This is a genomic window from Mycobacterium sp. NGS40 (assembly GCF_059812735.1).
On record NZ_JCALDG010000003.1, the window covers coordinates 219,780 to 234,160 of the forward strand.

Annotated in this window: 15 protein-coding genes; 12 read left to right on the forward strand and 3 right to left on the reverse strand. The window is 66.7% G+C overall.

Annotation, left to right across the window (positions count from 1 at the left end; translation table 11 throughout):
* Window positions 1-2 precede the first annotated feature (2 nt).
* The 8 genes from AC5Y5O_RS06750 (at window position 3) to AC5Y5O_RS06785 (ending at window position 8,077) form a co-directional block, all read left to right on the forward strand.
* Window positions 3-638, forward strand: coding sequence for a TetR/AcrR family transcriptional regulator (locus tag AC5Y5O_RS06750; RefSeq protein ID WP_096283729.1), 636 nt, complete (start codon window positions 3-5; stop codon window positions 636-638).
* 76 nt (window positions 639-714) lie between these two features.
* The gene (locus AC5Y5O_RS06755; RefSeq protein WP_096283731.1) at window positions 715-1,668 is read left to right on the forward strand and encodes a class I SAM-dependent methyltransferase; all 954 of its coding nucleotides are present in this window, start codon (window positions 715-717) and stop codon (window positions 1,666-1,668) included.
* Window positions 1,669-1,698: 30 nt separating this feature from the next.
* A complete protein-coding gene (locus AC5Y5O_RS06760; protein ID WP_096283733.1) occupies window positions 1,699-2,640 on the forward strand; it encodes a class I SAM-dependent methyltransferase in 942 nt (313 codons plus the stop codon).
* Between the two features lie 24 nt (window positions 2,641-2,664).
* Window positions 2,665-3,600, forward strand: a complete 936-nt coding sequence (locus AC5Y5O_RS06765) for a class I SAM-dependent methyltransferase (protein ID WP_096283735.1) — start codon at window positions 2,665-2,667, stop codon at window positions 3,598-3,600.
* Window positions 3,600-4,517 carry an SAM-dependent methyltransferase gene (locus AC5Y5O_RS06770; RefSeq protein ID WP_096283737.1) on the forward strand — a complete coding sequence of 306 codons (918 nt, stop codon included), beginning with the start codon at window positions 3,600-3,602 and terminating at the stop codon, window positions 4,515-4,517. Before AC5Y5O_RS06765 ends, AC5Y5O_RS06770 begins: the two co-directional genes overlap by 1 nt.
* A 183-nt stretch (window positions 4,518-4,700) precedes the next feature.
* Complete coding sequence (locus tag AC5Y5O_RS06775; RefSeq protein WP_096290795.1) at window positions 4,701-6,140, forward strand: aldehyde dehydrogenase family protein; 1,440 nt, start codon at window positions 4,701-4,703, stop codon at window positions 6,138-6,140.
* A 54-nt stretch (window positions 6,141-6,194) separates the two neighbouring features.
* On the forward strand, window positions 6,195-7,058 hold the full coding sequence (locus tag AC5Y5O_RS06780; protein ID WP_096283738.1) for an SDR family oxidoreductase: 864 nt from the start codon (window positions 6,195-6,197) through the stop codon (window positions 7,056-7,058).
* Window positions 7,059-7,210: 152 nt separating this feature from the next.
* Window positions 7,211-8,077 carry a cyclopropane mycolic acid synthase family methyltransferase gene (locus AC5Y5O_RS06785; protein WP_096283740.1) on the forward strand — a complete coding sequence of 289 codons (867 nt, stop codon included), beginning with the start codon at window positions 7,211-7,213 and terminating at the stop codon, window positions 8,075-8,077.
* Here AC5Y5O_RS06785 and AC5Y5O_RS06790 read toward each other — a convergent pair whose 3' ends face one another.
* Entirely contained in the window at window positions 8,078-8,911 is an 834-nt protein-coding gene (locus tag AC5Y5O_RS06790; RefSeq protein WP_500024334.1) for a tyrosine-protein phosphatase, read from the reverse strand.
* Window positions 8,904-10,124 carry an acyl-CoA dehydrogenase family protein gene (locus tag AC5Y5O_RS06795; RefSeq protein ID WP_096290796.1) on the reverse strand — a complete coding sequence of 407 codons (1,221 nt, stop codon included), beginning with the start codon at window positions 10,122-10,124 and terminating at the stop codon, window positions 8,904-8,906. The genes AC5Y5O_RS06790 and AC5Y5O_RS06795 overlap by 8 nt, the downstream gene beginning before the upstream one ends.
* A gap of 193 nt (window positions 10,125-10,317) precedes the next feature.
* Between AC5Y5O_RS06795 and AC5Y5O_RS06800 the strand changes: the two genes are divergently transcribed.
* The 4 genes from AC5Y5O_RS06800 to AC5Y5O_RS06815 all read left to right on the forward strand — a co-directional run bounded on the left by AC5Y5O_RS06800 (window position 10,318) and on the right by AC5Y5O_RS06815 (window position 13,728).
* Complete coding sequence (locus AC5Y5O_RS06800; protein WP_096283744.1) at window positions 10,318-10,788, forward strand: nuclear transport factor 2 family protein; 471 nt, start codon at window positions 10,318-10,320, stop codon at window positions 10,786-10,788.
* 73 nt (window positions 10,789-10,861) lie between these two features.
* A complete protein-coding gene (locus tag AC5Y5O_RS06805) occupies window positions 10,862-11,971 on the forward strand; it encodes a Re/Si-specific NAD(P)(+) transhydrogenase subunit alpha (protein WP_096283746.1) in 1,110 nt (369 codons plus the stop codon).
* Window positions 11,972-12,307, forward strand: a complete 336-nt coding sequence (locus AC5Y5O_RS06810) for an NAD(P) transhydrogenase subunit alpha part 2 (protein ID WP_096283748.1) — start codon at window positions 11,972-11,974, stop codon at window positions 12,305-12,307.
* Window positions 12,304-13,728, forward strand: coding sequence for an NAD(P)(+) transhydrogenase (Re/Si-specific) subunit beta (locus AC5Y5O_RS06815; protein ID WP_096283749.1), 1,425 nt, complete (start codon window positions 12,304-12,306; stop codon window positions 13,726-13,728). Before AC5Y5O_RS06810 ends, AC5Y5O_RS06815 begins: the two co-directional genes overlap by 4 nt.
* Here the strand turns inward: AC5Y5O_RS06815 and AC5Y5O_RS06820 are convergent.
* Entirely contained in the window at window positions 13,715-14,335 is a 621-nt protein-coding gene (locus AC5Y5O_RS06820) for a TetR/AcrR family transcriptional regulator (RefSeq protein ID WP_096290797.1), read from the reverse strand. The two genes, AC5Y5O_RS06815 and AC5Y5O_RS06820, sit on opposite strands and share 14 nt — an antisense overlap.
* Window positions 14,336-14,381: the final 46 nt, after the last annotated feature.

Here is a 14,381-nt window from a genome sequence, read left to right on the forward strand (position 1 = left end):
CGGTGCCGTCCACGGCGAGGCGCCGGCCGGGCCGTCCACCCGCCGCGAAGGCAGACGAGACGCGCAAGAGAATCTTGCGCGCCGGTCGCCTGGTGTTCAGCGAACGTGGCTACGAGGGAGCCACATTTCAAGCCATCGCGGTGCGCGCCGATCTCACCCGGCCGGCCATTAACCACTACTTTTCCAACAAACGGGTGCTGTATCGAGAGGTGCTGAGCGAAACCAGCGAACTCCTCTTCGGGGCCGGCATCGCACAGGCGGACCGCGAGACGACCCTGATGGCCCGATTGACCGGGTTCATCTCAGCGGCGGTGGCGACGAATTCCGAGCATCCCGCGGCGTCGGCGTTTCTGATCGGTTCGATTCTGGAATCCCAGCGCCACCCCGAATTGAGCCAAGCAGAAAACGATGCGGTACGGATTTGTCGAGATTTCTTGACGCGTGTCATCAATGACGCAATCGAGCAGGGTGAGTTCGCTATCCCAATCGATGCCAATGCGTTGATCGAGACGCTTTTGGTGGTGCTGTGCGGCGCCGGGTTCTACGCCGGTTATGTCCAGAGCTACCAGGAGATGCAGGCCGTCACCGGCATGCTGGGCCAGTTACTGGAGGGCGCGCTGTTCAAGGGGCGGGACTGAGCCCGTTTTCGGGGGGAGTGAGATCGGGCACAAAGCGTATAGGCTAACTAACTTATTCGGGTAACATGGCCCGGAAATGACTGATCTCGACGACTCCTCCTCGTTGCAGCCGCCGCTTCCACCCTCGCTCCGGACCGCGGGCGATTCGTGGGCCATCACCGAGCTCGTCGGCGCCACCGCATTGGGTGTCGCGGCCGCACGCGCCGCGGAGACCGCCGGATCCGATCCGCTGATTCGGGACGATTTCGCCCGGAAACTGGTCTCGCCGGCCGGACCGGCATGGGACCGGTTGACCGACCCCGAGCTGGCCTGGCTGGACGGCGACGAGCAGGGCCAGCGGGGACATCGTCTCGGCATCGACTACCAGGCCGTGCGCACGCACTTCTTCGACGAGTACTTCGCCGACGCCACCCGCGACGGAATCCGGCAGGTGGTGATTCTGGCCGCCGGCCTGGACTCGCGGGCCTACCGGTTGCACTGGCCTGCCGAGACCGCGGTTTACGAGATCGACCAGCCGCAGGTGCTGGAGTACAAAGGCAAAATTCTGGAATCGCACGTGCCCACCGCCAGCCGGCGCACGGTCGCCGTGGATCTGCGCGACGACTGGCCGGCGGCGCTGACAGCGGCCGGATTCGACCGCACACAGCCCACGGCTTGGCTGGCCGAGGGCCTGTTGCCCTATCTGCCCAGCGATGCCCAGGACCGGCTTTTCGAGATGTTCACCGAGCTCAGCGTGCCCGGTAGCCAGGTCGCCATCGAGGTGTTCGGCATCAACGCGAGCAGCAACACCAACCGCTGGCAGCGGATGCGCGACCGGCTCGGCCTGGACGTCAACGTCCAGGCGCTGACCTTCCACGAGCCGGACCGATCCGACGCCGCCGAGTGGCTGACCCACCACGGCTGGCAGGTGAACGTCGTGAACAACCGCGACGAGATGGCCCGCCTGGGCCGCGCCGTCCCCGAAGACCTGGCCGACGATGCCGTCCGCAGCGCCCTGCTGCGTGCGCGCTTCGCCGGACCATCACACTGACCCGACCGCACAAGACCTGGAGCACCGCCGATGAGTTCACTTCGCACACATGACGACACCTGGGACATCAAAACCAGCGTCGGGAGCACCGCGGTCATGGTGGCCGCCGCCCGGGCCATCGAAACCGAGCAGCCCGACGCGCTGATCCACGACCCCTACGCCAGGCTGCTGGTGAACAACGCCGGGGCCGAGATCATCTGGGAGGCCATGCTCGACCCCGAGGTCGTCGCCAAGATCGAGGCGATCGACGAAGAATCCGCTGCTCGCATCCACCACATGCGTGGCTACCAGGCGGTGCGCACGCACTTCTTCGACGCGTACTTCGCCGACGCCATCGCCGCTGGGATCCGCCAGGTCGTGATCCTGGCGTCGGGACTGGACTCGCGGGCCTACCGGCTGGACTGGCCGGCCGGCACCACGGTCTACGAGATCGACCAGCCTCAGGTGCTGGACTACAAGTCGGCCACCCTTGCCGAGAGCGGCGCCACCCCGTCCGCCGACCGTCGTGAAGTGGCGATCGACCTGCGCGAGGACTGGCCGGCCGCGCTGCGTGCCGCCGGCTTCGACCCGGCTCAGCGCACCGCCTGGCTGGCCGAGGGATTGCTGATGTACCTGCCCGCCGAGGCGCAGGACAAGTTGTTCACCCAGATCGGTGAGCTGAGCCCGGCCGGCAGCCGCGTCTCGGCCGAAACCGCGCCTACGCACTCCGATGAGCGGCGTGAACAGATGCGGGAACGATTCAAGAAGGTCGCCGACGAGATCGGCATCGAGCAGAGCGTCGACGTCGGCGAGCTGATGTATCGCGACGAGAATCGGGCGGACGTCGCGGAGTGGCTCAACGGCCACGGCTGGCGCGCCACGTCGCAGAACTCGGTCGACGAGATGGAGCGCTTGGGCCGCAGGGTTGCCGGCGTCGAGCTGGACGACGACAAGGATTCGTTCTCCGATTTCGTGATCGGGGAGCGGTTGTAACCGGCGGCACGTTAAGTCCCAGTCATGCCTCGCAGCGCGGACGACACGTGGGACATCGCCACCAGCGTCGGCTCGACGGCGGTGACGATCGCCGCGGCGCGAGCCGTCGAAACCGAACAGCCTGATGCGCTGATCCGCGACCCGTACGCCAAACTGCTGGCCACCAACGCCGGTATCGGGGTTCTCTGGGGGGCCATGCTCGACCCGGCCGTCGCCGCCAAGGTGGAAGCGCTCGACCCGGAATTCGTGGCCGATCTCGCCCACATTCGCGGTTACGTGGCGGTCCGGACGCACTTCTTCGACCGCTATCTCGCCGATGCCGCGGCCGCCGGAATCCGGCAGGTGGTAATCCTGGCGTCCGGGCTGGACTCCCGTGCCTACCGCATGAATTGGCCCGACGGTACCGCGATCTATGAGGTCGACCAGCCCGAGGTGCTGGCCTACAAGGCCGCAACGCTGGCCGAAAACGGCGTGCGCTCGTCGACGGATCGCCGCGAGGTGGCCATCGACCTGCGGCAGGATTGGCCGTCGGCGCTGCGTGTCGCCGGCTTCGACCGATCGGCACGTACGGCGTGGTTGGCCGAGGGACTGTTGATGTACTTGCCCGCCGAGGCGCAGGACCGGTTGTTCACCCAGATCGGCGAGGTGAGCGCGGCCGGAAGCCGGGTCGCGGCCGAGACCGCCCCCGCTCGTGCCCAGCAGCGGCGGACGCATGTACACGAGCGCGTGAGCAAGTTGGCCGACGAGATCGGCCTGGTGCAAAACCCCGACGCCGGGGATTTGATGTATTTCGACGAGCACCGGGCGGATGTCGCGCAGTGGCTGAATGGGCACGGCTGGCGCGCGCAGCTGTGGCTGTCGGCAGAGGAGCGGCGCAGGCTGGGTCGTTGGAACGACAATCACCCGCGTGCCGACGAGCAGGACATTTTTTCCAACTTCGTGATCGGAGAGCGGTTGTAATGGCACGCACGGCAGACGACTCCTGGGACATCGCCACCAGCGTCGGGGCCACCGCGGTGATGGTCGCGTTGGCCCGTGCCGCCGAGACCGCCAGCGCGGATCCGCTGATCCGCGACCAATTCGCCGAGCCGCTGGTCTCCACGCCGGCGCTCGACGGCGTGCGCGAACAGGTGACGGCATGGTGGGCAGGTGCAGAGGACGACGATCCCGACGGCGCGGTTCGGGCCCAGGAGATGATCAACTACCAGGCGGTGCGCACGCATTTCTTCGATGCGTACTTCGCCGCCGCGGCCGCCGCCGGTATTCGCCAGGCGGTGATCGTGGCCGCCGGGTTGGATTCGCGCGCGTACCGGCTGGACTGGCCCGCCGGGACAACGGTTTACGAGATCGACCTGCCCAAGGTCCTCGAGTACAAGGCCGAGACGCTGGCGGGCTCGACGCCCATCGCCGTGCGGCGCCCCGTCCCCGTCGACCTGCGCCACGACTGGCCGAAGGCGTTGCGCGAGGCGGGCTATGACGCGAGCCAGCCGACGGCGTGGCTGGCCGAGGGGCTATTGCCCTTCCTTCCGGCGGCCGCGCAAGAAGCGCTGTTCGTCTCGATCGACGCGCTGAGCGCATCGGGTAGTCGGGTGGCCGTCGAGAATTTCGGAGTCGACGTGGACAAGCGCCGCGAAGCCGAAGAGCGGTGGGCCGAGCTGAAGGCCAAGCGCGAGGCGCGCGGCCAGGACACCTCGTTCAACCCGTTCGACCTCTGGTTCGAAGACGAGGGCCGGCCCGACTGCGGCGAGTGGTTCGCCACCCACGGCTGGACGGTGCAGACGGTCAACGCGCGCGAGGAGGCCACCCGGTTGGGCCGCGAGCCGCAAAACGACGACCGGCCCTTCGCGAACACCTTCATCACCGCAACCAGGGGCTGACCAGGCGGTTCGCCGGAGGGGCACCGGCCAAGGATCGGCTGCCGGCGCGATATTCGACCGCACCTGTTGGAGCTTCCCTTACCTCCCAACCGACCGGATGGTTAGGATCGCGGTTATCGCCCGTATGTGTCCGCGCGCACAGTTGTGGGCATTTCCGGGAAGGTGCGAGAGGGGAAGACAGCGATGACTACCGAATCGGTTGCACGCAAGACGTCCGAGTCCACCAACGGGGCTTCGTCGGGGCCGGGGGCCCGGCCCGCCGATATCCCCGCGACGGTGGCCCGGCTGCGCCAGACCTTCGCCACCGGGCGCACCCGAGACGTCGAGTGGCGCAAGCGCCAGCTGCTGGCGCTGGCGCGATTGATGGAGGAGAACGAGACCGCGATCAACGCCGCGCTCGCCGAAGACTTGGACCGCCACCCGTTCGAGGCGTTCATCGGTGACTTCGCCGGCACCGTCGGCGAGGCGAAGTACGCCGCCAAGAAGGTCCGCAAGTGGATGAGGCGCAAGTACGCGCTCCTCGAAGCGGCCCAACTGCCCGGCCGCGGCTGGATCCAGTACGAGCCTTACGGCACGGTGCTGGTCATCGGCGCCTGGAACTATCCGTTCTACCTGACCCTGGGTCCGGCGGTCGGCGCGATCGCGGCCGGAAACGCCGTGATACTCAAGCCCTCGGAAATCGCGGCCGCGTCGTCGCATCTGATGGCCGAGCTGGTCCCGCGCTACCTCGACAACGACGCCATCGCGGTGTTCGAAGGCGACGGCTCGGTGAGCCAGGAGCTGATCGCGCAGGGCTTGGACCGGGTGATGTTCACCGGCGGCACCGAGATCGGCCGCAAGGTCTACGAAGGCGCGGCGCCGCACCTGACCCCGTGCACGCTCGAGCTCGGCGGCAAGAGCCCGGTGATCGTGGCGGCCGACGCCGACCTGGACGTCGCGGCCAAGCGCATCGCCTGGATCAAACTGCTCAACGGTGGTCAGACCTGCGTGGCCCCCGACTACGTGCTGGCCGACGCGACGATCCGCGACGAGCTGGTGACCAAGATCGGTGCGGCCATCACGAAGTACCGCTCGCAAGGGCCGACCGGAATGCGGGTGGCCAATCAGCGTCAGTTCGACCGGCTCACCAGCTACCTCAACGGCTCGGGCGGCAAAACCACCGTCGGCGGCGGCTCCGACGCGTCGACCCTGCGCATCGAGCCGACGGTCGTCGTCGATCCCGACACGGACGGCCCGCTGATGGTCAACGAGATCTTCGGACCGCTGCTGCCGGTGATCACCGTCCAATCTCTGGACGACGCAATACGTTTCGTCAACTCGCGACCGAAGCCGTTGTCGGCGTACCTGTTCACCAGGTCGCGCGAGGTGCGCGAGAAGGTGATCCAGGAAGTCCCGGCCGGTGGCCTGGTGGTCAACCACCTCGCCTTCCAGGTCTCCACGGCCAAGTTGCCGTTCGGCGGGGTCGGCGCGTCGGGAATGGGTGCCTACCACGGCAAGTGGGGCTTCGAGGAGTTCAGTCACCGCAAGTCGGTGATGACCAAACCGACCCGCCCGGATCTGTCCAGCTTCACCTACCCGCCTTACACCGACCGGGCCCTGAAGATGGCGCGCAAGCTCTTTTGACACACTAGCTCGGGGGTCGTTCACGACCGTTGGTTAATTGCAGAGAGGAACCTGATGCCCGGAGTGCAGGATCGCGTCATCGTCGTCACCGGAGCCGGCGGAGGACTGGGGCGCGAATATGCGCTCACCCTCGCCAAGGAGGGCGCCAGCGTCATCGTCAATGACCTCGGTGGAGCTCGCGACGGCACCGGAGCCGGCCACAACATGGCCGACGAGGTCGTCAAGCAGATCAAAGACGCCGGCGGCCGGGCGGCGGCCAATTACGACAGCGTCGCCGAGCCCGAGGGCGCCGAGAACATCATCAAGACCGCGCTCGACGAGTTCGGCGCGATCCACGGCGTGGTGAGCAACGCGGGCATCCTGCGCGACGGCACCTTCCACAAGATGTCCTTCGAGAACTGGGACGCCGTACTCAAGGTCCACCTCTACGGCGGTTACAACGTCATTCGCGCCGCCTGGCCGCACTTCCGCGAGCAGAGCTACGGCCGCGTCGTCGTCGCCACCTCGACCAGTGGACTGTTCGGCAACTTCGGCCAGACCAACTACGGCGCGGCCAAGCTCGGGCTCGTCGGTCTGATCAACAGCCTGGCGCTCGAGGGCGCCAAGTACAACATCCACGCCAACGCCGTCGCCCCGATCGCGGCCACCCGCATGACGCAGGACATCCTGCCGCCCGAGGTACTCGAGAAGCTCACCCCGGAGTATGTCGCGCCGGTGGTGTCCTACCTGTGCACCGAGGAAAACCCCAACAGCGCTTCGGTTTTCGTGGTCGGTGGTGGCAAGGTACAGCGCGTCGCGCTGTTCCAGAACGACGGCGTCAACTTCGACAAGCCGCCGACGGTTGACGATGTCGCCGCGCAGTGGGACCAGATCACCGATCTGTCCGCGGCGAAGCAGGCCGACTTCAAACTCGGCTGAATGAGCCTGTCGTCGTGGGTGGGCGACCTCCCTTCGGCGAAGCGCTCCAACCGGATTCGCCTTACAGTGGACGAAGACCCAACCAACCCCAAGTCGCATAGCGACTGGACCTGACGGCTACTTGGCGGGGTCCAGGGAAAGGCAGCACAGTCATGTCTGAGGAGCTGACGCCGCATTTCGAGGACGTGCAAGCGCACTACGACCTCTCCGACGACTTCTTTCGTCTGTTCCTCGACCGCACCCAGATGTACACCTGCGCCTACTGGCTGGGTGGCGACGACATGACACTGGAACAGGCGCAGATCGCCAAGATCGACCTCTCGCTCGGCAAGCTGGACTTGCGCCCGGGCATGACACTGCTGGACCTCGGCTGCGGCTGGGGCGCCGCCATGGTGCGGGCCATCGAGAAATACGACGTCAACGTCGTCGGCTTGACGCTGTCGAAGAACCAAGCCAGCCACGCCCAAAAGGTGCTCGACGAAATGGACAGCCCGCGTTCCAAGCGGGTGCTACTGGAGGGCTGGGAGCGCTTTCACGAGCCGGTGGACCGAATCGTCGCGATCGGGCCGCTCGAGCATGTCGGCCTGGACCGCTACACGGCGTTCTTCGAGCGCGCGTACGAGCTGTTGCCGGCCGGCGGCACGTTCCTGCTGCACACGATCACCGTGCTGTCGGAGAAGGAAATCATCGCGTCCGGCTTGCCGCTGACTCCGGCGATCGTCGAGTTCAGCGACTTCATGAAGACCGAAATCTTCCCGGGCGGCTATCTGCCGACCATCGACATGGTCAAGGAGTTCTCGGCGAAGGCCGGCTTCAAGCTGAAGCGTCGCCAGTCGCTGCAGCGGCATTACGCCAAGACCCTGGACGTATGGGCCGCGGGCCTGCAGGCGCACAAAGCCGAGGCCATCGAGATCCAGTCCGAAGAGGTGTACGAGATGTACATGAAGTACCTGACCGGGTGCGCGAACCTGTTCCGCAAGGGCTACACGGACCTCAATCAGTTCACCCTGCGCAAGTAGTCAGGCTAGCAGTTCGCTGCGCAGGCGGTCTACATCGGTCCGCGTGACGCCCGCATCCCGCAGGTAGGCCTCCAGCGAGCCGAACTCGCTGTTGATGGTGAGGCGTGCGGCTTCCAGGTATTCGGGGCGCACGCCGAGGACACCGTCGGCCAGCCGGGCTTTGGTGAAAGTGACGACCTCCGGAGTCAATTCGACGTCGGAGCGCTGCTGGATCATCTCGTAGATGTGCTCGCGCAGTTGGGGTACCGCGGCGTTGCTGCGCAGGTAATCGGCGACGATGGTGTCCTCGTCGATGCCGATCGTCTCCAGTACCGTGGCGATCACGAAGCCGGTGCGGTCCTTGCCCGCGAAGCAGTGCGTGAGCACCGGGCGCCCCGCGGCCAGCAACGAAAAGACATGCTGCACAGCTCGTTGCGCGCCATTGCGGGTGGGGAATTGCCGGTATTCGTCGGTCATGTGGCGGATGGCGGCCTCGTTGACCTCTTCGTCGGTCTGGTGGGCCTCGCCCTCGAACAGTCGCCGAAACGCGGTCTCGTGCGGCGCTGCGTCTTCTGGGTCGTCGGTCGGCTCCTCGTCGCCGAGATCGGGAAACGGCAGCAGGTGAATGTCGATGCCATCGGGGACCAGCCCCGGACCGCGCCGGGCCACCTCACGCGCGGCGCGCAGATCGGCGACATCGGTAATCCCCAACTCGCGCAGCGTTTCCCGGCCCTCGTCGTCGAGACGGCTCAGCTCGCCGGACCGGAAGAGCCGTCCGGGCCGCAGCGCGGACACGCCGTCGGCGACATCGCGAAAGTTCCACGCGCCGGACAGTTCTCGCAACGCCTCAGTCATGCGGGGTCACCGCAGCTGCGAAGGCGGACTGCTCTCTGCCGATTTCGGTTCGGGCGATGGTTCGCATGTGCACCTCGTCGGGTCCGTCGAAAATCCGCATGGCGCGGTGCCAGCCGTAGAGCCGGGCAAGCACGGTGTCGTCGCTGACGCCGGCGGCTCCATGCACCTGAATCGCGCGATCGATGACGTCGCAGGCCACTTGCGGCGCAACGGCTTTGATCTGTGAGACCAGCAGGTGGGCGGCCTTGTTGCCGTGCTGGTCGATGGTCCACGCGGCCTTCTCGCACAGCAACCGAGCTTGGTCGATTTCGTTGCGGGACTGGGCAATTGCCTGCTGTACCAGACCCTGGTCGGCCAGCGGACGGCCGAACGCGATCCGGTTGTTCGCGCGGTGCACCATCAGGGCCAGGGCACGTTCTGCTCCGCCCAGCGCGCGCATGCAGTGGTGGATGCGGCCCGGTCCGAGCCGGGCCTGGGCGATCGCGAAACCGCCGCCCTCTTCGCCGAGCAGGTTGGTGGCCGGAACCCGGACGTTGTCGTAGATGATTTCGCAGTGCCCGTGCTGGTCCTGCCAGCCGAACACCGGGGTCGAGCGGACCACCGTCACGCCGGGGGTGTCCATCGGCACCAGCACCATCGACTGCTGCTGATGGCTGGCCGCGTCGGGATTGGTGCGGCCCATCACGATCAGGATCTTGCAGCGCGGGTCCGACGCACCCGAGGTCCACCACTTGCGGCCGTTGATGACGTAGTCGGCGCCGTCGCGCACGATGGCCGTTTGGATGTTGCGGGCATCGCTGCTGGCGACCGCGGGCTCGGTCATCGAGAAGGCGCTGCGAATCTCGCCGGCCAGCAAGGGCTCCAGCCATTGCTTGCGCTGCTCCTCGGTGGCGAACAGGTGCAGGGTCTCCATGTTCCCGGTGTCCGGTGCCGCGCAGTTGACCGCCTCGGGCGCGAGCTCCAGGCTCCAGCCGGTCAGCTCGGCCAGTGGGGCGTACTCGAGGTTGGTCAACCCGGACTCGGCCGGCAGGAACAGGTTCCATAGGCCGCGTTCTTTGGCCTTGACTTTGAGTTCCTCGATGACGGGCGGAACGGTGTGGTCATCTGCGCCGGCCTCGTGGCGGTAGCTGTCGTAGGCGGCCTCAGCCGGAAAGACAAACTCAGTCATGAAGTCGGACAACCGCTTGTGGTAGTCGGTGGCCTTAGCCGACATCGCGAAGTCCATGACCGTCACGATAGGACACGTGGGTAAGGGCGGCGCTCGCGGGACAATCGCTTCGATTCCCGGCCACCGCGGCGACACTGAAACCACGCAGATGACACGCCGCGGCTGGTGTGCAAGGTTTCAGTTTCGACGAACGCGACAACTCATATCGTTCGCGGTCGCGATCCAGCACGATGGACGTATGAGCGCCGCCGCCGAATCCCGTCCTCCGTTCCCGCCATTCACCCGCGAAACAGCGCTGCAGAAGGTTCAGGCCGCCGAGGACGCCTGGAACACGTGCGACCCCGAGAAGGTCAGCCTGGCGTACACGCCCGATTCGCAATGGCGCAACCGCGACGAACACGTCGTGGGCCGGGCCGACATCGTCGCGTTCCTCACCCGCAAGTGGCAGCGCGAACTGGACTACTCCCTGCGCAAGGTGCTGTGGGATTTCCACGACAACCGCATCGCCGTGCGGTTTCAGTACGAGTGCCACGACGCGAGCGGCCAGTGGTATCGCAGCTACGGCAACGAACTCTGGGAATTCTCGCCAGCCGGTTTGATGGCGCGCCGCGAGGCCAGCATCAACGACATCCGGATCGACGAATCGCAACGGCGCCACTTCGGGCCGCGGCCGGTGTCGGAACACGGCCAAGACATACCGCTTTGGTAACGGCCGCTAGGGTGTTCAACTCAACGAGGTTCGCATTAATGCAGCTGAGCTAAGGAAAGTAGATGTACGCGCCATGACAGATGCGCAGCTAGAGCCGGTCAAGGTCGGCGTTGTCGCCGAATCCGGGACGGATGAGCGCCGCGTTGCACTGGTACCCAAGGCGGTCGCATCCCTGGTGAGCAGTGGTGTGGCGGTGGTGGTCGAGTCCGGAGCGGGTGCGCGGGCGCTGCTTCCCGACGAGCTGTACACCGAGGCCGGCGCCACCATCGGGGACGCGTGGTCCGCCGACGTCGTCGTCAAGGTCGCGCCCCCGACTTCCGACGAGGTGGGCAAGCTGCGCAGCGGCCAGACGCTGATCGGCTTCCTGGCGCCGCGCAGTGCGGAGAACTCGATCGGCGCGCTCAAGGCGGCCGGGGTGCAGGCGTTCGCGCTGGAGGCGATTCCGCGCATCTCACGTGCTCAGGCCATGGATGCCTTGTCGTCCCAGGGGAACGTCTCCGGTTATAAGGCCGTGCTGCTGGCGGCTTCGGAGTCGACGCGGTTCTTCCCGATGCTGACCACGGCGGCGGGCACGGTGAAGCCGGCCACGGTGCTGGTGCTCGGGGTGGGCGTGGCCGGGCTGCAGGCGCTGGCGACGGCCAAGCGGTTGGGTGCGCGCACCACCGGCTACGACGTCCGCCCCGAGGTGGCCGACCAGGTGCGTTCGGTCGGCGCGCAGTGGTTGACGTTGGGCGAAAAAGACTTGGCCGCGGCCGGCGAGGGCGGCTACGCCCGCGAGCTGACCGACGAGGAACGCGCCCAGCAGCAACAGGCCCTGGAAAAGGCCATCAGTGGATTCGACGTGGTGATCACCACGGCGCTGGTTCCGGGCCGGCCCGCGCCGCGACTGGTGACCGCCGCGGCCGTGGAAGCGATGAAGCCCGGCAGCGTGGTGGTCGACCTGGCCGGGGAAACCGGCGGCAACTGCGAGCTCACCGAGCCCGGGCAGACGGTGGTCAAGCACGACGTCACCATCGCTTCGCCGCTGAACCTGCCGGCGACGATGCCCGAGCACGCCAGTGAGCTCTTCAGCAAGAACATCACGGCGCTGCTGGACCTGTTGATCACCGACGGGAAGCTGGCGCCGGACTTCGGCGACGAAGTCATCGCGGACTCGTGCGTCACTCGCAAGGAGGACTCCTAGATGTACGACGAGCTGTTAGAGAACCTCGCGATTCTGGTGCTGTCCGGGTTCGTCGGGTTTGCGGTGATCTCCAAGGTGCCCAACACCCTGCACACGCCGCTGATGTCGGGTACCAACGCGATCCACGGCATCGTGGTGCTGGGCGCGCTGGTGGTGTTCGGGGAGGTCGAGCATCCGTCGCTGGCGGTGCAGATCATCCTGTTCGTCGCGGTGGTGTTCGGAACCCTGAACGTCATCGGCGGCTTCATCGTCACCGACCGGATGCTGGGCATGTTCAAGGGCAAGAAAGCTCCGGCCGTGAAGGCCGAGAATGTGGAAGGGCCGGCCGCCAAATGAACTACCTGGTGACGGTTCTCTACATCATTTCGTTCGCGCTGTTCATCTACGGCTTGATGGGCCTGACCGGTCCCAAGACCGCGGTGCGCGGAAACCTGATCGCCGCGGTGGGCATGGCCCTGGCCGTGGCGGCGACCCTGGTCAAGATCCGGCACACCGAATCGTGGGTGCTGATCATCGCCGGCCTGGTCGTGGGGGTCGCGCTGGGTGTGCCGCCGGCGCGGATGACCAAGATGACCGCCATGCCGCAGCTGGTGGCGTTCTTCAACGGCGTCGGTGGGGGCACGGTCGCCCTGATCGCGCTCGCGGAGTTCATTGAGACGAGTGGCTTTTCGGCGTTCCAGCACGGCGAGTCGCCGACCGTGCACATCGTGGTGGCCTCGCTGTTCGCCGCGATCATCGGCTCGATCTCGTTCTGGGGATCGATCATCGCGTTCGGCAAGTTGCAGGAGATCATCTCTGGTTCGCCGATCGGCTTCGGCAAGGCCCAGCAGCCGATCAACCTGCTGCTGCTGGCCGCGGCGGTCGGATCGGCGGTCGTCGTCGGCCTGCACGCCCATCCGGGCACCGGTGGAGCGTCGCTGTGGTGGATGATCGGCCTGCTGGCCGCGGCCGGGGTGCTGGGTCTGATGGTGGTGCTGCCGATCGGTGGCGCCGACATGCCGGTGGTCATCTCGCTACTCAACGCGATGACCGGGCTCTCGGCCGCCGCGGCGGGTCTGGCGCTGAACAACACCGCGATGATCGTGGCGGGGATGATCGTCGGCGCCTCGGGTTCGATCCTGACCAACCTGATGGCCAAGGCGATGAACCGCTCCATCCCCGCGATCGTCGCGGGCGGCTTCGGCGGTGGCGGTGTGGCTGTGGGCGGTGGCGATACCGGCGACAAGACCGTGAAGGCGACCTCGGCCGCCGACGCCGCGATCCAGATGGCCTACGCCAACCAGGTGATCGTGGTGCCCGGTTACGGTCTAGCCGTCGCGCAGGCCCAGCACGCGGTCAAGGACATGGCGGCTCTGTTGGAGAACAAGGGTGTGACGGTCAAGTACGCGATCCACCCGGTGGCCGGCCGGATGCCCGGGCACATGAACGTCTTGCTGGCCGAGGCCGAGGTCGACTACGACGCCATGAAGGACATGGACGACATCAACGACGAGTTCTCCCGCACCGACGTCGCGATCGTCATCGGCGCCAACGACGTCACCAACCCGGCCGCCCGCAACGACGCCTCCAGCCCGATCTACGGCATGCCGATCCTCAACGTCGACAAGGCCAAGTCGGTGATCGTGCTCAAGCGGTCGATGAACTCCGGGTTCGCCGGCATCGACAACCCGCTGTTCTACGGCGAGGGCACCAGCATGCTGTTCGGCGACGCGAAGAAGTCGGTGACCGAGGTCGCCGAGGAACTCAAGGCTCTGTAGGGGCCCTCTGGGCGCGCGGTAGCGCGGCGACGACGGGACCGACCCACACGCCGAGCAGCCGGCGCAGTTCGGCCCCATCGCCGGTTGGCGGCGACAGGATGAACGACTGCAGCGTGCGCAGCACGATCTGCAGGATGTCTTCGATCGCGGCGGGAGCATAGCCCGACCATTCGACGTCGAGGCGGTCCAGAATCGAGCGGCCCAGCACGCGGGCGGTCTCGTTGGTGACCGTGACCTGTTCGGCGAACGCCCCGGTGCGCGACACCCGCAGCAGCAGGCCGATGTAGGGGTCTTTCGGCAGGCGCTCCAGCGTCAGGCAGATGCCCTCGATCAAAGCCGCCGCGGGGTCGGTCATCCCGTGTAGGGCCGTCGCCAGGTGGTCCATGAAGTCGTCGGTCGCGCCCAGCGCGGTCGCCTGGAGCAGTTCGTCGGTCGAGGCGAAGTAGTGGTAGATCGTCTGCCGCGTCACGTTAAGCGTGCGCGCGACATCGGCCAGCGTGGTCTGGTCGCCGCGCTCGTCGATGGTCCGGCGGGTGGCCGCCAGGATGCGGGCCACCGCCTCCTCGTCGGTGGCCGGCACGCTGCCACCCCATCCACGGGTCCGCACACCGCGACGATATCCGACGCGCGTCGCCCGGCAGGTCATACGTCAT